This is a genomic window from Lutibacter sp. B1, assembly GCF_012524075.1.
Lineage (GTDB): Bacteria > Bacteroidota > Bacteroidia > Flavobacteriales > Flavobacteriaceae > Lutibacter.
In genome coordinates this window covers 32,095-51,053 of record NZ_JAAZUI010000008.1, presented here as the reverse complement: position 1 = coordinate 51,053, position 18,959 = coordinate 32,095, and the positions used below count along the sequence as shown (strand labels likewise).

18 protein-coding genes are annotated in these 18,959 nt (G+C 31.2%); 5 read left to right on the top strand and 13 right to left on the bottom strand.

Translation table 11 applies throughout. From position 1 onward, the window contains the following. Positions 1-9: 9 nt before the first annotated feature. The 7 genes from arsB to ileS all read right to left on the bottom strand — a co-directional run bounded on the left by arsB (position 10) and on the right by ileS (position 6,901). The gene (gene arsB / locus HGB55_RS06410) at positions 10-1,044 is read right to left on the bottom strand and encodes an ACR3 family arsenite efflux transporter (RefSeq protein WP_168815776.1); all 1,035 of its coding nucleotides are present in this window, start codon (positions 1,042-1,044) and stop codon (positions 10-12) included. Continuing rightward, positions 1,041-1,658: a low molecular weight phosphatase family protein gene (locus HGB55_RS06405; RefSeq protein WP_168815775.1), complete on the bottom strand. Its 618-nt coding sequence runs from the start codon at positions 1,656-1,658 to the stop codon at positions 1,041-1,043. Before HGB55_RS06405 ends, arsB begins: the two co-directional genes overlap by 4 nt. Before the next feature lie 24 nt (positions 1,659-1,682). Continuing rightward, on the bottom strand, positions 1,683-2,003 hold the full coding sequence (locus tag HGB55_RS06400) for a thioredoxin family protein (RefSeq protein ID WP_168815774.1): 321 nt from the start codon (positions 2,001-2,003) through the stop codon (positions 1,683-1,685). Between the two features lies 1 nt (position 2,004). Then, on the bottom strand, positions 2,005-2,349 hold the full coding sequence (locus HGB55_RS06395) for a helix-turn-helix transcriptional regulator (protein ID WP_168815773.1): 345 nt from the start codon (positions 2,347-2,349) through the stop codon (positions 2,005-2,007). Between the two features lie 90 nt (positions 2,350-2,439). Then, entirely contained in the window at positions 2,440-3,042 is a 603-nt protein-coding gene (locus HGB55_RS06390) for a lipoprotein signal peptidase (protein WP_168815903.1), read from the bottom strand. 70 nt (positions 3,043-3,112) lie between these two features. Further along, a complete protein-coding gene (locus HGB55_RS06385) occupies positions 3,113-3,490 on the bottom strand; it encodes a TraR/DksA C4-type zinc finger protein (protein ID WP_168815772.1) in 378 nt (125 codons plus the stop codon). 3 nt (positions 3,491-3,493) lie between these two features. Next, the gene (gene ileS, locus HGB55_RS06380) at positions 3,494-6,901 is read right to left on the bottom strand and encodes an isoleucine--tRNA ligase (protein WP_168815771.1); all 3,408 of its coding nucleotides are present in this window, start codon (positions 6,899-6,901) and stop codon (positions 3,494-3,496) included. A 147-nt stretch (positions 6,902-7,048) separates the two neighbouring features. On the opposite strand from ileS, the gene HGB55_RS06375 reads away from it, so the two are divergent. Next, positions 7,049-7,939, top strand: a complete 891-nt coding sequence (locus HGB55_RS06375) for a metallophosphoesterase (RefSeq protein WP_168815769.1) — start codon at positions 7,049-7,051, stop codon at positions 7,937-7,939. A 283-nt stretch (positions 7,940-8,222) separates the two neighbouring features. Here the strand turns inward: HGB55_RS06375 and HGB55_RS06370 are convergent, their stop codons facing one another. Continuing rightward, positions 8,223-8,963 (bottom strand): TerB family tellurite resistance protein, encoded by a 741-nt coding sequence (locus HGB55_RS06370; RefSeq protein WP_168815767.1) that lies wholly within the window; start codon positions 8,961-8,963, stop codon positions 8,223-8,225. Between the two features lie 146 nt (positions 8,964-9,109). On the opposite strand from HGB55_RS06370, the gene HGB55_RS06365 reads away from it, so the two are divergent. The 3 genes from HGB55_RS06365 to HGB55_RS06355 all read left to right on the top strand — a co-directional run bounded on the left by HGB55_RS06365 (position 9,110) and on the right by HGB55_RS06355 (position 11,221). Then, positions 9,110-9,520 carry a BrxA/BrxB family bacilliredoxin gene (locus HGB55_RS06365; protein ID WP_168815765.1) on the top strand — a complete coding sequence of 137 codons (411 nt, stop codon included), beginning with the start codon at positions 9,110-9,112 and terminating at the stop codon, positions 9,518-9,520. 64 nt (positions 9,521-9,584) lie between these two features. Next, a complete protein-coding gene (locus HGB55_RS06360; RefSeq protein ID WP_168815763.1) occupies positions 9,585-10,238 on the top strand; it encodes an HD domain-containing protein in 654 nt (217 codons plus the stop codon). A gap of 95 nt (positions 10,239-10,333) precedes the next feature. Then, positions 10,334-11,221 (top strand): C40 family peptidase, encoded by an 888-nt coding sequence (locus tag HGB55_RS06355; protein ID WP_168815761.1) that lies wholly within the window; start codon positions 10,334-10,336, stop codon positions 11,219-11,221. A 13-nt stretch (positions 11,222-11,234) separates the two neighbouring features. On the opposite strand, the gene HGB55_RS06350 is transcribed toward HGB55_RS06355, so the two are convergent. The 5 genes from HGB55_RS06350 to HGB55_RS06330 form a co-directional block, all read right to left on the bottom strand. After that, on the bottom strand, positions 11,235-12,011 hold the full coding sequence (locus tag HGB55_RS06350; RefSeq protein WP_168815759.1) for an enoyl-CoA hydratase/isomerase family protein: 777 nt from the start codon (positions 12,009-12,011) through the stop codon (positions 11,235-11,237). A gap of 1 nt (position 12,012) precedes the next feature. Further along, on the bottom strand, positions 12,013-13,470 hold the full coding sequence (locus tag HGB55_RS06345) for an ATP-binding protein (protein ID WP_168815757.1): 1,458 nt from the start codon (positions 13,468-13,470) through the stop codon (positions 12,013-12,015). Between the two features lie 69 nt (positions 13,471-13,539). Further along, on the bottom strand, positions 13,540-13,797 hold the full coding sequence (locus HGB55_RS06340; protein WP_168815756.1) for a SemiSWEET family sugar transporter: 258 nt from the start codon (positions 13,795-13,797) through the stop codon (positions 13,540-13,542). 54 nt (positions 13,798-13,851) lie between these two features. Continuing rightward, positions 13,852-14,937 (bottom strand): alanine dehydrogenase, encoded by a 1,086-nt coding sequence (ald, locus tag HGB55_RS06335; protein WP_168815754.1) that lies wholly within the window; start codon positions 14,935-14,937, stop codon positions 13,852-13,854. Between the two features lie 98 nt (positions 14,938-15,035). After that, positions 15,036-18,050: a leucine--tRNA ligase gene (locus HGB55_RS06330; RefSeq protein ID WP_168815752.1), complete on the bottom strand. Its 3,015-nt coding sequence runs from the start codon at positions 18,048-18,050 to the stop codon at positions 15,036-15,038. A 127-nt stretch (positions 18,051-18,177) separates the two neighbouring features. On the opposite strand from HGB55_RS06330, the gene HGB55_RS06325 reads away from it, so the two are divergent. Further along, positions 18,178-18,948, top strand: a complete 771-nt coding sequence (locus HGB55_RS06325; RefSeq protein WP_168815750.1) for a patatin-like phospholipase family protein — start codon at positions 18,178-18,180, stop codon at positions 18,946-18,948. Positions 18,949-18,959: the final 11 nt, after the last annotated feature.

Below are 18,959 nucleotides of genomic sequence, written 5' to 3'. Positions count from 1 at the left end.
TTTTAAAAATTAATTTGTATAAAACTTCTTTTTTAAATATAAGGCAACATTTACTAAGCCAATTAAAACAGGAACTTCAACTAACGGACCAATAACACCTGTAAAGGCTTGTGGAGAATTCAATCCGAAAACTGCGATAGCTACTGCAATAGCCAATTCAAAATTGTTTCCTGTAGCTGTAAAAGCAACAGCTGCATTACGTTTGTAATCTATACCCATAGCTTTACCGGTAAAAAAGCTCACAAAAAACATCAGTATAAAATAAATAACTAAAGGAATGGCTATTTTTAAAACATCTAGAGGAATTTCAACAATTAAATCGCCTTTTAAACTAAACATTAATACGATAGTTGCCAATAATGCTATTAAAGTTATTGGTGAAATAAAAGGAATAAATTTTCGATTATACCAATTTTCGCCTTTGTATTTTACCAAATATTTACGGCTTAAAAAACCGGCTACAAATGGAATTCCCAAATAAATTAAAACACTTTTTGCTACTTCAGCTATAGAAATATCAACATCAAAACCCTCTAAGCCTAAGTAATCTGGTAAAACTGTAATAAATATCCAGGCATAAAAACTATATGTAATTATTTGAAATACACTATTTAAAGCAACCAAGGTGGCGGCGTATTCTCTGCTGGCTCCTGCCAAATCGTTCCAAACAATTACCATTGCTATACAACGTGCCAAACCAATTAAAATTAAACCTGACATATAACCAGGCTCATCTCTTAAAAAAATAACTGCCAATACAAACATTAAAATTGGACCAACAATCCAATTTAAAACTAAAGACATTGTCATTAATTTAGTGTCTTTAAAAACCGATGGTATTAAACTGTAATCTACTTTCGCAAGTGGAGGATACATCATTAAAATTAACCCAATTGCCAACGGAATATTAGTGGTACCAACCGATAGAGAATCTGTAACAGTTGCTATTTGCGGAAAAAAATAGCCTAAGCCAACTCCAACTGCCATTGCCAAAAAAATCCATAAGGTTAAAAACCTATCTAAAAATTTAAGTCGTTTTTTCATTGTTTTTTAATTTGAGAGAATACGTATATCATTTCTGAAGCAATTTCTTTACTTCTTTCTAAATACTTCTCCTCTTGTTGAGGTGTATTATCAAACACTTTTGGATCATTATACTTCACAGGAATTCGAGTTTCACAACCAAAAATAAAAGGACAACCTTCATCGGCTTGAGAGCAAGTCATTATTGCGGCAAACTCACTTTTGGGATTAAAATCATTATCATATTTTTTTGAAAATGCAATAACCGGATGCGTATTATCATTGTATTTAATACTGTAAACCGAGTTTTCAGATTCAGCCAGTTTTGTGATTTTGAAACCTTGTTTTACTAATGTTTTTCCAACCATTGGAAACATAGCAGTAGCTTCTGTGCCGCCGGAATAACAAAATACATTTTTAATATCAAAATAATGAGCTGAAACTTGCGCCCAAATTTGTGACAAATGACTTCTTCTTGAATTATGCGTACAAATAAAATTCAAATTAATACTTCTATTACTATCAACTTTAGATTGAATATAATCTACAAGTGGCTGTAATTCAGTTATTCTTTCTGCTGAAATTTTTACGTTTTTCAACAAATCAATGGTGTTGTTTATTTCTTGAAATACCATTATTTTTTTAGTTGATTTTAATTGTTAACAACAACCTGATTCTTTTTCTTCTGAAGAGCAGCAAGATGAATCTGTATTATCATCAGAACAACAAGCATTATTAGCAAAATTATCAGCTAAAAGTGCTGTTACTTCTTCTTTACTTGGCACTTTTCCTTTAATTACTACTTTTTCATCTATTACAACTGCCGGAGTACTTAAAATATCATACGCCATTATTTGCTGAATATCATCAACTTTTAGTAGTGTTGCTTCTATTTTTAATTCGTTTATAACTTCCTCAACCACTTTTTGAGTACTTACACAACTTGGGCAACCTGTGCCTAAAATTTTAATTGTTTTCATTTTATTCTTCTTTTGTTTTACAAGATATGTTTAAGGTATTTTTATTAAAAAAATCAGTAAATAGTATTTTTGCTTTATCCCAATTTTTTTGATGGATACAATATTTTATTTTAGGAGGATTTACTTCTCCTTTAATTAAACCGGCATCTTTTAATTCTTTTAAATGTTGAGATATGGTTGATTGCGCTAAAGGCAATACATCACATAAATCGCCTGTATAGCAACAAGATTGACTGTCTAAATAATTGATAATTTCAATACGTGTTGGATGCCCTAAGGCTTTAGCAAACCTTGCCAACTCTTCAGTTTCTTCTAAATAAATTATATTTTCTTTTGATCTTTTCATCTGTCCAGTTACTTTAAATTTAAAAGTATATCGCAAATATACGATTAATATTATTATATTTAAAATTGATGACAGGAATTTTACAATAATTTAATGTAACTCTTTAGGAAAAGCTTTTTTATTGAAAAGAATTAATAACGCTACGCCTATTGAAATTGCCGAATCTGCTATATTAAAAATGGCATTGAAAAAAGTAAATGGTTTGCCTCCATAAAAAGGAATCCATTCAGGTAAAATTCCATTCCAAATTGGAAAGTATAACATATCAACTACTTTTCCGTGAAACAAATCACCATAAGGCTTTTCGGCAAATAAAGTTGCGGTTGAATTTAACGGAGAATCAAAAATAACTCCATAAAATACAGAATCAATAATATTACCCATTGCACCGGCAAAAATTAACGAAACTGCCACAATTAGAATAGTATGAGCATTCTTTTTTACCGATGCATATAACCAATAACCAATTCCGGTAATTGCTGCTAATCTAAAAACTGTTAAAAATAACTTTCCTGTTCTTCCACCAAATTCTGCTCCCCAAGCCATACCGTTATTTTCAATAAAATGTATTCGAAACCAATCAAATACTACAACCTCTTCTCCATATAAAAAATTAGTTTTTATGTAAATTTTACTAATCTGATCAATTATCAATACAAGTATTATGATTAATACGGCTTTCTTCAACTTTATTTATTTTACGAGATATATTAAAAGATAAAGCCCCCAAATAAGGAAGCTTATTTTATAGGACAATTATTAATTATTGTTGCATGTTTTTAGCTTCAATACTTAATGTAGCATGAGGAACTAATTTTAAACGTTCTTTTTGTATTAATTTTCCAGTAACACGACAAACACCATACGTTTTATTTTCAATACGTATTAAAGCGTTTTTTAAATCTCGTATGAATTTTTCCTGACGAATTGCCAACTGAACATTTGCTTCTTTTGACATAGTTTCTGAACCTTCTTCAAAAGCTTTAAATGTAGGAGATGTATCATCAGTACCATTATTACTGTCGTTTTTAAAACTGCTTTTTAATAAAGCTAAGTCTTCTTCAGCATTTTGAATTTTTTTTAAAATTATTTCTTTAAATTCAGCTAAGTCTTTATCGGAGTATCTATTATTTTCGCTCATATCTCACATTTTTTCAATTAATATTTTTGTATTCACATCGTCAAAAGCAATTTCTATGCCTTTTTCTAAAACCTCTTCAAAAACCAATTTATTGGTTAATGTTTCCGTTTTAATATATTGTTCATTTGCGGCAATTGCTTGTTCTAATATAACATTTTTTTGAACAATTAACTTAATTTTATCTGTTACATCAAGGCCGGATTCTTTACGTAAATTTTGTACTCTATTTACCAGTTCTCTCGCATTACCTTCTTTCTTTAAATCATCTGTTATGGTAACATCTAAAGCTACTGTTAAACCTCCTTGATTTGCTACTAACCAACCTTCAATATCTTGCGAAGTAATTTCAACTTCGCTAAAAGCTAAATTTACATCTTTTTCATTTATTTTTAATGAAATTTCACCTTGTTTTTCAACAATTGCAATATCTTCTTGTGTTAAATTTTGAATTGCCTGAGTTACAAATCTCATATCCTTACCAAACTTAGGTCCTAATACTTTAAAATTAGGTTTTATAGTCTTTACCAAAATTCCTGAAGCATCGTCAATAAGTTCAATTTCTTTCACATTTACTTCCGATTTTATTAAGTTTTCAACAGCTAAAATCTCTTCACGGTCTTCTTCATCTAAAACAGGAATCATAATACGTTGTAATGGCTGACGCACTTTTATCATTTCTTTTTTTCGTAATGATAATACCATAGATGATATTTTTTGTGCTTGCTGCATTTTATGCTCTAACTTATAATCAACCAAGCTTTCGTTGTATTTTGGAAATTCGCCCAAATGTACCGATTCAAAGTTCTCTTTACCTGTAACACTTGTTAAATCTTTGTAAAGATTATCCATAAAAAATGGTGCAATTGGCGAACCTAATTTGGCCACAGTTACCATGCAAGTATACAATGTTTGGTATGCTGAAATTTTATCTTGTTGATAGTCTCCTTTCCAAAAACGTCTTCTGCTTAAACGCACAAACCAATTACTTAAATTTTCGGTAACAAAATCTTGTATTGCTCGTGCTGCTTTTGTTGGTTCGTAGTCTTCATAATAACTTTCAACATTTTTAATCAACGTGTTTAATTCTGATAAAATCCAACGATCAATTTCTGGTCTTTCATTAATTGCAATTTCATTTTCAGCGTAGGTGAAGTTGTCTAAATTAGCATACAATGAAAAGAATGAATAGGTGTTGTATAAAGTTCCAAAGAATTTACGACGTACCTCATCTACACCTTCAACATCAAATTTTAAATTATCCCACGGATTTGCATTTGAAATCATGTACCAACGCGTAGCATCTGCACCATATTTTTCCATTGTTTTGAACGGATCAATAGCATTGCCTAAACGTTTTGACATTTTTTTTCCTTCTTTATCTAAAACCAAGCCGTTCGATACCACATTTTTATAAGCAACAGAATCAAAAACCATACTTCCTATAGCATGCAATGTATAAAACCAGCCTCTTGTTTGATCTACACCTTCAGCAATAAAATCTGCTGGAAAGAATTTCTTTTCATCAATCAACTCTTTATTTTCAAAAGGATAATGCCATTGCGCATAAGGCATAGAACCGGAATCAAACCAAACATCAATTAAATCTGCTTCACGCTTCATCGGTTGTCCTGAAGGAGAAACTAATATAATTTTATCAACTACATTTTTGTGTAAATCGATTTTATCATAATTTTCCTCACTCATATTTCCAACTTCAAAATCAGCAAAAATATCAGCTTTCATTAATCCAGCTTCAACCGCTTTTTTCATTTCAACTTTCAGCTCTTCAACCGAACCAATTATAAGTTCTTCAGTTCCATCTTCAGTTCTCCAAATTGGTAATGGAATTCCCCAATAACGCGAACGTGATAAATTCCAATCATTCGCATTTTTTAACCAGTTTCCAAAACGCCCTTCTCCGGTAGATTTTGGTTTCCAGTTTATCGTTTCATTCAATTCAAACATTCTGTTGCGCTTCTCAGTAACTTTAATAAACCAAGAATCTAACGGATAGTACAATACCGGTTTGTCTGTTCTCCAACAATGTGGATAACTGTGGCGGTATTTTTCTACATGAAATGCTTTATTTTCTTCTTTTAATTTTATAGAAATCTCTACATCTAGTGAACGTTCCGGAGCTTCTCCTTCATTGTAATATTCATTCTTCACATACTTTCCTGCAAATTCGCCCATATGCTTGGTGAATTTACCTTGTAAATCTACTAATGGAACAGGATTTCCATTATCATCCAACACTAACATTGGTGGCACTTCGGGTATTGCTTGTTTTGCAACCATGGCATCATCAGCTCCAAAAGTTGGGGCTGTATGTACAATTCCTGTACCATCTTCAGTAGTTACAAAATCACCCGCAATTACTCTAAAAGCATTTTCAGGATTTTGATAAGGCAAAGCATACGGCAATAATTGCTCGTATTTTGATTCTAAAATATCCGCTCCTTTAAATTCTTTTACAATAATATATGGTATTTTTTTATCGTCGGCTTTATAATTTGCTAATTCAACTTCGTTTTCAACAACAAAGAATTTTTTAGTAAATTGTTTTCCTACTAAATTTTTAGCTAAAATCACGCTTATTGGTTCAAACGTGTATTGATTGAATGATTTAACTAAAACATACTCAATCTTTTTACCAACAGTAAGTGCTGTATTTGAAGGAAGTGTCCAAGGAGTTGTTGTCCAAGCTAAAAAGTGAATGTCACCATCAACTTCTTGTAAAAATTCAGGCAATGTATTTTTTATAGCTTTAAACTGTGCTACAGCTGTAGTATCAGTTACATCTTGATACGTTCCCGGCTGATTTAGCTCATGAGAACTTAATCCTGTACCTGCTTTTGGTGAATATGGCTGAATAGTATATCCTTTATAAATTAACCCTTTTTTGTATAATTGAGCTAACAACCACCAAACAGTTTCCATATATTTTGGCTTGTAAGTAACATACGGATCTTCCATATCAACCCAGTAACCCACTTTTCTTGTTAAATCATTCCAAACATCAGTATAACGCATTACAGCAGTTTTACAAGCTTCGTTATACTCTTCTACAGTAATTTTTTTACCAATATCTTCTTTGGTAATATCCAATTCTTTTTCAACACCTAATTCTACAGGTAAACCATGTGTATCCCAACCTGCTTTACGTTTTACTTGGTATCCTTGCAATGTTTTATAACGACAAAAGATATCTTTAATAGCACGTGCCATTACGTGATGTATACCCGGCAAACCGTTTGCTGAAGGTGGTCCTTCAAAAAATACGTAAGGTTTGTTTTTTTTTCTTGATGTGATACTTTTTTCGAAAATAGTTGAAGTTTCCCAAAACTCTAAAGTTTCTTCTGCTACTTTAGTGAGATTCAAACCCTTATATTCTCTAAATTTCTTACTCATTTTTACCCATAATTCAATTAGTTTGCGAAATTACATATTTTATTGAAAATATCATTTCATAAATTGCAAAAAAATAACTATGAGAAAACGCTTAAATTTGTAGTTTTACTTTCAATAAAAAATCAGAATTATTTTTTACCTAAAAATATGGTTCAACAAATTATATCTAATTCTTTTAAAAAAGCAAAAAAGTTACCTTTAAACAAGCAATCAAAATATATTTTATTTAGTGATTGCCATAGAGGCGACAACAGCTTTGCCGATGATTTTGTAAAAAACAGAAATATTTATTACCACGCTTTACGTAATTATTTCGAAAAAGGATATACATATATAGAACTAGGTGATGGCGTTGAACTTTGGGAAAATAGAAATTTTAATGAAATTTTTTATGCGCATAAAGATATTTTTATGCTATTGCGTGAGTTTCATTTGGAAAACAGATTGCATATGCTTTGGGGAAATCATGATATGATTTTAAATAACCCAAAAACAGCAAGTAATTTATTTGACACCTACTTTGATAAAATTTCTGCTACTGAAAAAGATTTTTTAAAAGGAATCTCATTTGAAGAAAGTATACTATTAGAACCTGAAGGTTTAGACAAAAATATACTACTTATACATGGACACCAAGCAGATTTTTTTAATTATGTTTTATGGAAATGGAGTCGATTTTTAGTTCGATTTTTATGGAAACCTCTTCAAATAATAGGAATTAAAGACCCTACAAGTCCTGCTAAAAATTTTATTGAATTAATTAAAGTTGAAAGAAGATTGAAAAAATGGATTTTAGCTAACAATAATCAAATGATTATTGCCGGACACACGCACCGCCCACGTTTTCCTAATCCAAATGAATTACCTTATTTTAATGATGGTAGCTGTATACATCCAAGATCAATAACGGGTATTGAAATAGAAAACATGCAAATCTCTTTAATAAAATGGCATATTATTTCTCACAATGATGGTACAATGCAAATTGTTAAAACAATTTTAGAAGGACCACAAAGTATTGCGTTGTATTTAAAATAAAAAAAGCGTCTCAAATTTGAGACGCTCAACTTAACCTTTGGGGTAATTAGCCTTTGGGTACAAGTATTTCCTTTTCCTTTTCATACTAATTATTCTTATGACACACTATTTTTAAATTGGTCACAAAAAAATATATTTTTATCTCTTTAAAAATAAAAAGCGCCTCCAAAAAGAAGCGCTTAATTAGGGGTGTTTTAACTTTTGGGGCCAAATATTTACCCTATCTAACATTTATATATATGACACCTGTTTTATAATTAGGTCACATTCAATGTGAAAAAAATTATATTCCTCGTTCTTTTTGTATATGTTCATAGGCTTTTTGAACTTCTCTGAATTTTTCTTCAGCTCCTTTTAAGTGTTCTTCTCCCAAATGTTGCAGTTTATCAGGATGATATTTTTTAACCATTTTTCTGTAGGCTTTTTTTACTTCGTCATCCGTAGCAGATTTTTCAATTTCTAAAATTTGATAAGCACTGTCTGTACTATCATAAAACATTGCTTTAATTGATTCAAAATCATACTGATTGATATATAAATACCCTGCAATAGTTTTTATTGAATTTACCTCATATTCATTCACATATCCATCGGCTTTGGCGATACCAAACAAAAAATGAATCAACTGTAAACGAGAAGCATGCGTCATATTTTGACGAATTTGAACGCAAACCTGATACGTAGAAACTTTATTGTTTTTAATAAAACCTTTAAATAATTTAAATGCTTGATTTGCTCGTTGCTCACCATACATTCTTTTAAAATGAGTACGCACATAATTTAACTCACGCTCATCAACTTTCCCATCAGATTTTATAACTATTGACGCTAAAATTAAAAGACTTATTTCAAAATCACCGGCTTGTGTGTTTGCAGCCGCCGCTCTATAATCTCTTTCTTGTTGAATATCTTCAACTGTTAAACCATCTATAAAACTACCTAAAGTAAAACCAATAATACTACCTATAGTTCCTCCTAGCGTAAATCCTAAACCGGCTCCTAACCATTTTGCAAAATTTCCCATACCATCTATAATTGCTACAAAGATACATTGATTTATTTTTATTATTAAATTATTAAATATCTAGAGGCGTTAAAATAAAACTAAACTTTTAATCTTTAATATATTATATTTGCTGCTTAATTACGTATAACTAAAAAATCAAAAATATGTATCCATTAGAAATAGTAAAACCTATGCAGGAAGAATTAGAAAATGCAGGTTTTATATCATTAGAGACAGCACAAGAAGTTGAAGATATATTTAAAAAAGAAGGTACAACTTTAATAGTTGTTAATTCGGTTTGTGGTTGCGCTGCAGGTACAGCACGCCCTGGAGCAATATTATCTTTACAGTCTGAAAAAGTGCCAAACAACTTAGTTACAGTTTTTGCAGGTGTTGATAAAGAAGCTACTGAAAAAGCACGTGACTTTATGGTGCCGTTTCCTCCATCATCTCCGGCAATTGCATTATTTAAAGATGGTCAATTAGTTCACATGCTTGAGCGCCATCATATTGAAGGAAGACCTGCTGAAGTTATAGCTTCAAATTTAGCTGCAGCTTACGACGAGTATTGTTAATATTTTTCAAATTAAAACCTTTTAAATCCGCTTTAAATTAAGGCGGATTTTTTATTTTTAAAAAATGAATAAACAACAAATAATTACCAATACAGCTGATTTTGTAAAAGAAACTTTAAAAGATGCCGAAGGCGGTCACGACTGGTTTCATATTTTACGTGTTTGGAATAATGCCAAACTAATTGCAAAAAATGAAGATGTTGACGTATTTATTATTGAACTTGGCGCTTTACTACATGATATCGCTGATTCTAAATTTCATAATGGGAATGAAACTATTGGTCCTAAAATAGCTCGTGAATTTTTAGAAAAACAGCAAGTTGAAGAAGAAATTATAAAACATATTGAAAGCATCATTTTAAATATATCGTTTAAAGGTGGAAATTTTGAACAAAAATTCACTTCTCCTGAACTTGATGTTCTACAAGATGCAGACAGATTAGATGCTATTGGCGCTATTGGTATTGCACGTTGTTTTAACTATGGTGGTTTTAAAAATCGTATTTTGTACAACCCTGAAATTCCTCCAAAACTTAACCAAACTAAAGAAGAATATAAAAATTCAACTGCTCCAACCATCAATCACTTTTACGAAAAATTATTGTTGTTAAAAGACAAAATGAACACCAAAACAGGTAAAAAAATTGCTACAGAAAGACATCAATATATGGAAACCTTCCTTCAACAGTTTTATGATGAATGGGAAGGAAGAATGTGAATTTTTTTTTAAAAGCTTATACTAATTAAAGGTTTTTATAGCTTTCATCAAAATTTTAATTGAATTGAAGTTATTGCATACTAATATTTAATCAAATGAATATCTATAAACTTTTTACATTCATTATTTTATTAACCAATACAATAGTGTTTTCTCAAACTACTATTAAACATACCGTAATTAAAGGCGAAAGTATTTATGCCATTGCTAAAAAATACAATGTTAAAGAAGCTGCTATTTATCAACTTAATCCAAATGTTAAAGGCAAATTATTACAATTGAATACTATTTTAGAAATTCCAAACAACCAAAATACTATTAAAGAAAATAATAAAATAACTTTACATAAAGACTCATCTCAAGTTCAAACACATATAGTTGCTGCAGGAGAAACTTTGTATAAAATTTCTAAAAAATACGGAACAACCATTCAAGAGCTAAAGCGTTTAAATCCGAAAGTTAAAAAAATACTTCCTACTGGCTATTTATTAATTCTTAAGGAAGAAATTCCTTCTATCGAAAGTTCTTCTTTAGAGGTTGAAACTAAAGTTGAACCAAACTTAGCAGATGAATCTTCTGAAGAGAAGGTTACTTTAGAACCCTCTAAAACAACTATTTTAATAGATGCTGCATCAAAAAAATTGGGTACAAAATATAAAAGAGGCGGCACAAATAATAAAGGTTTTGACTGTTCCGGATTAATATTTACCATTTTTAAAGAAATTAATATCACATTACCAAAATCGTCTAACTTACAAGCTAAAACCGGCACTAAAATAGAGCAGTCTCAAGCTCAAAAAGGCGATTTAATATTTTTTACAACCAATGGTAAAGGAACAATTAATCATGTAGGCATTATTACTGAAGTTCTTAAAAATGAAATAAAATTTATACATGCTTCGGTACAATTAGGCGTCATTATTTCATCAACCAAAGAACCCTATTATTCAAAAAGGTTTGTTCAAATAAACAGGATTTTATAAAACTTCGTCTTTTTTACTCAAAATTAGGTTTGCGTTTTTCTAAAAAAGCTGTAGTTCCTTCTTTAAAATCATTAGTTCCAAAACTTTTTCCAAACTGTTCAATTTCAATATTATAACCATTAATACCATCTGTAAAGTTTGCATTTACAGCTTTAATTGCCGCTGCAATGGCAACTGATGAGTTACGCATTATTTTACTGGCTAATTTTTCACAAGTTGGCAATAATTCTTCTTGTGTAACAACATAATTTACCAAACCCCAATCTTTTGCTTCTTCTGCAGAGATCATACTTGCACTCATTATCATTTCCAATGCTTTTCCTTTTCCAACTAATTGCGGTAAACGCTGTGTACCACCATAACCAGGAATTACTCCTAAAGATACTTCCGGCAATCCCATTTTAGCATTTGTACCGGCAACTCTAAAGTGTGCTGCCATAGCCAATTCTAAACCTCCTCCTAAAGCAAAACCGTTTATTGCTGCAATAACAGGTGTACTTAAATTTTGAATAAAATCGAATAAAATTTCTTGCCCTTTACGAGCTAACTCTGTTCCTTCAATTACTGAAAAATCGGAAAATTCAGAAATATCAGCACCTGCAACAAAAGCCTTTTCGCCACTGCCTGTAATTATAATTACTTTAATAAACTTATCTGAATCTAAAGCTTTAAAAGCCTTATGAAGTTCTTCAATAGTACTTTTATTAAGCGCATTTAATTTTGAAGGTCTGTTAATTGTTACAACAGCCAATCCTTCTTTTTTATCTACTAATATATTTTCGAATTTCATATTATTGTTTTTTAGGTAATATTACTTTAAAAACTGTTCCTTTATTAATTTGAGATGTGAATGATATTTTACCATTATATGCCTCAACTATATTTTTAACCATAGCTAAACCTAAACCCATGCCGCTTGTTTTGGTTGTAAATTTAGGTTCAAAAACCTTTTCTTTATCTTCTTCAGAAATACCTTTACCATTATCAGCTACAATTATCATGATATTATCTTTATCTTCATTAACGGTAACTTCAATTTTTTTATTTTCCTTTTCTGTTAATGCTTGTGTTGCATTTTTTACCAAATTGGTTACTATTCTAATAAGTTGGATTTTATCAAATTTGGCGATAATTGCTTCTTTTTTTGGGAAAAATGATATATAATCTTCAGAAAATATATCTAATGCGTGTTTAACAACTTCAACAACATTTAATTCTTCCCTATTCTGAGTTGGCATTTTAGCAAAATTAGAAAAAGCCGAAGCAATTGAACTCATGGTATCTATTTGTTGTATAATTGTTTTACTGAATTCATTAATTTTATCGTAAGCTTTTGGATCGTTTACATCAAATTTTCTTTGGAAATTTTGAACAGTTAAACGCATAGGTGTAAGCGGATTTTTAATCTCGTGTGCTACTTGTTTTGCCATTTCTCTCCACGCTTGCTCTCGTTCGCTTTTTGCCAATTTAATAGCACTTTGTTCCAACTCGTCTACCATTTCATTATAAGCATTTACCAGTGTAAAAATTTCAGTACTGGCATTTTTTACCGAAAACTTTTCATTCCGCTTATTTAATGCTGTTCTACTTATTTTATCGGCTATTTCTTTAATAGACTTTGTAATATAACTCGATAAAATAAAAGCTAATAAAATAGCTAATGCAAACATTACAATATAAACAATACATAAACGGAATAAAAATTCTTCTAAATCTTTATCCTGGGCTGTATTATCTTGTAAATAACGAATGTTTAAAATACCAAAAGGTTTAAATTTACTGTCGGTTATGTAGGTATAAGAAGATTGAAAACTACTTCCTTCGATAGTTTTTGTACTTACATAATGATGCCTGTAACTATTATCAATTTCATTTAAAATTGTATCGGATAAAATAATAGACGCATCATTTTTAACAAATCCCGAGTAAGAACTTATTGTTAAGTTTCCTGATAAATCATAAATATTTATTTCAAGCTTTTCAATATCAGAAATTTCGTAGATTTTATCTTTAAAAATATAGGGTAAGTTTTTTTCTTCTAATGGAAATGTGTTGCCGCTGTTTAACCAATAATTTACGGCTGCTTTAACCGATTCTTCTTTACGCTCTAACCTTCCTTGGTTATATTCATCTGTTTGTTCTTTATATTGATAAACAGTAACCGTTGCAATTAATACAGAAGCCAATAATACCAAGAATATCATTGACAAAAATATGCGAATACGTAATGAAGTCTGCTTAATTTTCATGTTATTATTTGAAGTAAATATACTGATTATTTTACAGCCTTACTATCCACAATAAATGTACCAAGAAAATTATTTATACCTTATTTTGAAGAAAACAATTGTTAACGTTAAAATACCCGAAACAGCATTGGCTAAAATCATTGGTAAACTATTTAAATGAATACCGTACAATAACCATAGCATAATACCGGTAAACATAACAATATACATTGTGAGCGAAATGTTACCTGCCGATTTTGTTTTCCAAGTTTTATATACTTGCGGAACATACGCCAATGTTGTTAAAACTGCTGCTATAAAACCTATTATTTCAAATGTATTTACCATTTGCTGTATGATTCAAAAAAATAGTTAAATCTTATTTTTACTAAAACCGTTCTTTTACATGTGAAATGTTTCAGAAATTTCTTTATAAATAACTTCTCCATTAACAATATTTACGCCTTTTTGTAAACCTATATTATCTTCGCAAGCCTTTTCCCAACCTTTATTTGCTATATCTATTACGTATGGTAGTGTTACATTTGTTAAAGCTATGGTAGAAGTATATGGTACAGCACCCGGCATATTAGCCACACAATAATGTACAACATCATCTATAATATAAGTAGGGTTTTCATGCGTAGTTGGTTTTGTAGTTTCCATACATCCACCTTGATCTACCGCAACATCAACTAAAACAGTTCCCGGATGCATATCTTTCAGCATATCTCTGGATATTAATTTTGGTGCTTTTGCGCCTTTAATTAAAACTCCACCAATAATTAAATCGTGTGTTTTTATATGCTTTCTGATATTATATTCATTAGAAAATTCAGTAATAACATTACTAGGTAAAATATCGTTAACGTATCTTAAACGATCCATGCTAACATCTAAAATAGTGACATGAGCTCCTAAACCCGAAGCCATTTTTGCTGCCTGAACTCCAACAACACCGGCACCTAAAATCAACACTTTTCCTGGTTGAACTCCCGGAACTCCTCCTAATAAAATACCTTTTCCTTTAATCGGTTTTTCTAAATATTTTGCACCTTGCTGTACAGCCATTCTTCCTGCAACTTCAGACATTGGAGTAAGTAACGGCAAAGTGCCATTTTTATCCTCAACAGTTTCGTAAGCAATACAAATTGCTTTACTTTTAATCATTGCTTTGGTTAACTTTTCACTTGAAGCAAAATGAAAATAGGTGAAAATTATCTGCCCTTCTTTAGCTAAATCATACTCTTGTTCAATAGGTTCTTTAACCTTAACAATCATATCACTAATTGAATATACTTCTTCAATAGAAGGCAATATAACAGCTCCAGCTTCTATATAATCGTTATTATCAAAACCACTATGCGCACCTGCGTTTTGCTGAACGTAAACTGTATGCTTATTTTTTGTTAATTCATACACTCCGGCAGGAGTAATTGCAACGCGATTTTCGTTATTTTTGATTTCTTTTGGAAGTCCGATTATCATTTTTTTGGTTTTAAGGTTTTGTAAATGTAACCTTAAAACCAAAATCGCTAATCCAATTTACGTTTTAAAAATATTTTTTTATCAATAGGTTTTCAACACTACCCAACAACATTCACAATTTTACCTGGTACAACAATAACCTTTTTAGGTATGCGCCCTTGTAATTGTTCTTTAGTTTTTTCGTGAGCCATTACAGCAGCTTCAATTTCTTCTTTAGTTAAATCTAATGGTAATTCAATTTTAAAACGCATTTTACCATTAAATGAAACCGGGTATTCTTTACTGCTTTCTACCAAATATTTAGGTTCAAATACTGGAAAATCAACGGTTGAAATTGATGTAGTATGTCCTAATTTTGACCATAATTCTTCAGCAATATGTGGTGCATACGGTTCAATAATTATGGCTAAAGGTTCTAAAATTGTACGTTTATTGCATTTTAAAGCTGTAAGTTCATTAACCGCAATCATAAATGTTGAAACCGACGTATTGAAAGAAAAATTCTCTATATCGTCTTCAACTTTTTTAATGGTTTTATGTAAAACTTTGAACTCGTCTTTTGTTGGCTCATCATCTGAAACAAAAAAAGCGCCGTTTTCACCGGAATGGTACAATTTCCATAATTTTTTTAAGAAGGAATAAACTCCCGAAATACCGGAAGTTTTCCAAGGTTTAGATTGCTCTAACGGACCTAAAAACATCTCGAATAAACGCAAACTATCGGCACCGTATTCTTCACAAATTTGGTCAGGATTTACAACATTGTATTTAGATTTCGACATTTTTTCAACCTCGCGAGAAACCTTGAATGTTCCATCTTCTTCTAAAATAAATTCAGCATTTTTAAATTCTGACCTCCAGTTTTTAAAAGCTTCAATATCTAATTCATCATGTGAATTTACAAATGAAACATCTGAATGAATTTTTGATTGCCCTACATTAAATCTTAAATTGTTTGTATTATTGAATTCCTCTAAAATCTCCTCGCTTACATATTTTTTTATATGATTTACAATATATTCTTGATAGTCTTGTATTTTTTTATTTTCAGAAATAAAAATTGCTGGTATTCCACTTAACCCTTCAGCAGATTTTAGTTTTCCATCTTCATATTTATGCAATTGAGCATCTAATCTTTTTACAAAAGCACTCGTTCCGGTAATCATTCCTTGGTTAATCAACTTTTTAGCATATTCATCTTTTGGTACAAAACCTCTATCAAACATAAATTTTTGCCAAAAACGAGAGTATAATAAATGTCCGGTTGCGTGTTCGCTACCTCCAATATACAAATCAACATCTTGCCAATAATTCACCGCTTCTTGCGAAAATATTTCATCCTCATTTTGTGAATCCATATAACGATTAAAATACTGCGAACTTCCTGCCCAACCCGGCATTGTATTTAATTCTAAAGGAAATACCGTTTCATTATTTATTTTTTCATTTGAAACAACTTCATTTTTAACAGTGTCCCAAGCCCAAACAGTTGCATTTCCTAAAGGTGGTTTACCGTCTTCAGTAGGTAAGTATTTTTCAACTTCCGGCAATTCAAGCGGTAAATATTTTTCGTCAATCATTTGAGGTAATCCGTTTTTATAATACACAGGAAACGGCTCTCCCCAATAACGCTGACGGCTAAAAACAGCATCGCGCAAACGGTAATTTATTTTTCCGTACCCAAAACCACGTTGCTCAATTTCATAAATAATACGCTTCATTGCCTTTTTGTACGGCAATCCGTTTAAAAAATCGGAATTTGCAATTATTGAATTGTCTTTATCTGCATTTGCTTCTTCTGAAATATCAACATCTTGAAAAATATTAGGAATTTCTAATCCAAAATGCTTCGCAAAATCATAATCACGCTGGTCACCACAAGGTACAGCCATTACAGCACCTGTTCCATAGCTTGCCAACACATAATCTCCAATCCAAATCTGCACTTTTTCACCTGTAAAAGGATGCAAAGCATACGCACCTGTAAATACACCTGAAATGGTTTTTACATCAGCCATACGGTCCAACTCACTTCGTTTTGCAGTTGCTTTAACATAAGCTTCAACCTCAGCTTTTTGAGCTTCAGTTGTAATTTTTGAAACCAATTCGTGCTCCGGAGCTAAAGTCATAAAACTTACACCAAAAATAGTGTCGGGGCGAGTGGTGAATACCGAAATATTTTCTCTTGATGAGATTCCTGCCTCCGCAGGAATGACAGGGAAAGAAACCATCGCACCTTCCGAACGTCCAATCCAATAAGTTTGAGAATCTTTTAAAGGTTGTGGCCAATCAATTTTATTTAAACCATCTAACAAACGTTGTGCATACGCAGTAATTCTCATACTCCATTGCTTCATTTTTTTTCTGACAACAGGATGTCCTCCACGTTCTGAAACACCATTTACAATTTCATCATTCGCTAAAACCGTCCCTAAATCCGGACACCAGTTTACTTCTGTTTCAGATAAATACGTTAAACGATATTTTAAAAGTATTTTTTGTTTTTCCTCTTCTGAAAAACTGTTCCAATCTTCGGCAGTAAAAGTCTGAACATCATCATCACACGCTGCATTAATTCGAGTATTTCCTTCTGCGGTAAAAACCTCTTCTAATTCAGAAATAGAACGAGCCTGATCGGCATCTTTACAATAATAAGAATTGAATAATTGAATGAAAATCCACTGAGTCCATTTATAATATTTAGGATCGGAAGTACGCACTTCGCGAGACCAATCGAAAGAAAAACCAATTTTATCTAATTGCTTCCTATAAGTAGCAATATTTGCCTCGGTAGTAATTGCAGGATGTTGCCCTGTTTGAATAGCATATTGCTCTGCCGGTAATCCAAAAGAATCATACCCTTGCGGATGCAACACATTAAAACCTTTATGGCGTTTGTAACGCGCATAAATATCAGAAGCTATATACCCAAGCGGATGCCCAACATGCAAACCTGCTCCAGACGGATAAGGAAACATATCCAACACATAAAATTTTGGCTTATTTAATTCCCCTTCGGCTCTACTCAGCGCAGGGTTTTCAGCTTTAAAGGTTTCATTTTCTGCCCAATATTTTTGCCAATTGGCTTCTATTTCTCTAAAATTGTATTCCATCCTTAATTTTCAACTTTTAAAAGCGCAAAGTTACACTTTATATAGAAAACAATAAAGCCTATTTTGTAGTTACTTTTTAGTGTTTTTTTGCTAAAATTTGTACATTTGAGAATATACAACTACTAAAATGGAATCAAAAATAGGATTAGTTCTTTCGGGCGGAGGTGTAAAAGCGTTAGCTCATGTAGGACTTATTCAAGTTTTACTAGAAAACAATATTGTTCCACAAATAGTTTCAGGTACCAGTGGCGGTGCTTTAGTATCAGCTTTATATGCCGCAGGTTATTCTACCGAAGAAATGATCGTGTTTTTTAAACAAACGCCTTTATTGAAATTTTCTTTATATGCTGTAAATAAACCAGGAATACTTGATAGTGATAAGTACTCGCTTATTTTTAACAAATATTTTCCTGACGATTCTTTTGAAAGTTTAAAATACCCTTTAACTGTTACTGCTACCAATTTATTAACCGGCAGATTAGATTATTTTGAAAAGGGAGAATTAATAAAACCATTAATTGCTTCGTCTGCCTTACCTCCTGTTTTTTCTCCTATTGAAATTAATGGCAGCTTATATTCTGACGGTGGTATTTTAAATAATTTTCCTATTGAACCTTTAATGAAACGGTGCGATAAAATTATAGGAAGCTTTGTAAATCCTATTTACGCTATTGATAAATCGGAAATTAATTCTTCTTTAAAACTATTGTATAGGGTTTATCATATTGGTTTAGATGCAAATAATATTAAAAAATTTAAACAATGTGCTTACGTTTTTGCACCTTTAGGAATTAATAAAATTGGTGTTTTAGACACAAAATCTATTGATAAAGCTTATGCTTTAGGTTATAATTACGCCAAATCTGAATTGAAAAAAATTATAGCTTCTTTGAAATAAGAAAACTTCTC

What these genes read in the sequence shown, in the direction of transcription:
- ileS (WP_168815771.1), bottom strand. Translation starts at nt 6,901, where the DNA reads ATGAGTAAGAAATTTAGAGAATATAAGGGTTTGAATCTCACTAAAGTA.
- HGB55_RS06355 (WP_168815761.1), top strand. Translation starts at nt 10,334, where the DNA reads ATGAATATCTATAAACTTTTTACATTCATTATTTTATTAACCAATACA.
- HGB55_RS06400 (WP_168815774.1), bottom strand. Translation starts at nt 2,003, where the DNA reads ATGAAAACAATTAAAATTTTAGGCACAGGTTGCCCAAGTTGTGTAAGT.
- arsB (WP_168815776.1), bottom strand. Translation starts at nt 1,044, where the DNA reads ATGAAAAAACGACTTAAATTTTTAGATAGGTTTTTAACCTTATGGATT.
- HGB55_RS06340 (WP_168815756.1), bottom strand. Translation starts at nt 13,797, where the DNA reads ATGGTAAATACATTTGAAATAATAGGTTTTATAGCAGCAGTTTTAACA.
- HGB55_RS06385 (WP_168815772.1), bottom strand. Translation starts at nt 3,490, where the DNA reads ATGAGCGAAAATAATAGATACTCCGATAAAGACTTAGCTGAATTTAAA.
- HGB55_RS06350 (WP_168815759.1), bottom strand. Translation starts at nt 12,011, where the DNA reads ATGAAATTCGAAAATATATTAGTAGATAAAAAAGAAGGATTGGCTGTT.
- HGB55_RS06345 (WP_168815757.1), bottom strand. Translation starts at nt 13,470, where the DNA reads ATGAAAATTAAGCAGACTTCATTACGTATTCGCATATTTTTGTCAATG.
- HGB55_RS06325 (WP_168815750.1), top strand. Translation starts at nt 18,178, where the DNA reads ATGGAATCAAAAATAGGATTAGTTCTTTCGGGCGGAGGTGTAAAAGCG.
- HGB55_RS06370 (WP_168815767.1), bottom strand. Translation starts at nt 8,963, where the DNA reads ATGGGAAATTTTGCAAAATGGTTAGGAGCCGGTTTAGGATTTACGCTA.
- HGB55_RS06360 (WP_168815763.1), top strand. Translation starts at nt 9,585, where the DNA reads ATGAATAAACAACAAATAATTACCAATACAGCTGATTTTGTAAAAGAA.
- ald (WP_168815754.1), bottom strand. Translation starts at nt 14,937, where the DNA reads ATGATAATCGGACTTCCAAAAGAAATCAAAAATAACGAAAATCGCGTT.
- HGB55_RS06330 (WP_168815752.1), bottom strand. Translation starts at nt 18,050, where the DNA reads ATGGAATACAATTTTAGAGAAATAGAAGCCAATTGGCAAAAATATTGG.
- HGB55_RS06365 (WP_168815765.1), top strand. Translation starts at nt 9,110, where the DNA reads ATGTATCCATTAGAAATAGTAAAACCTATGCAGGAAGAATTAGAAAAT.
- HGB55_RS06405 (WP_168815775.1), bottom strand. Translation starts at nt 1,658, where the DNA reads ATGGTATTTCAAGAAATAAACAACACCATTGATTTGTTGAAAAACGTA.
- HGB55_RS06375 (WP_168815769.1), top strand. Translation starts at nt 7,049, where the DNA reads ATGGTTCAACAAATTATATCTAATTCTTTTAAAAAAGCAAAAAAGTTA.
- HGB55_RS06395 (WP_168815773.1), bottom strand. Translation starts at nt 2,349, where the DNA reads ATGAAAAGATCAAAAGAAAATATAATTTATTTAGAAGAAACTGAAGAG.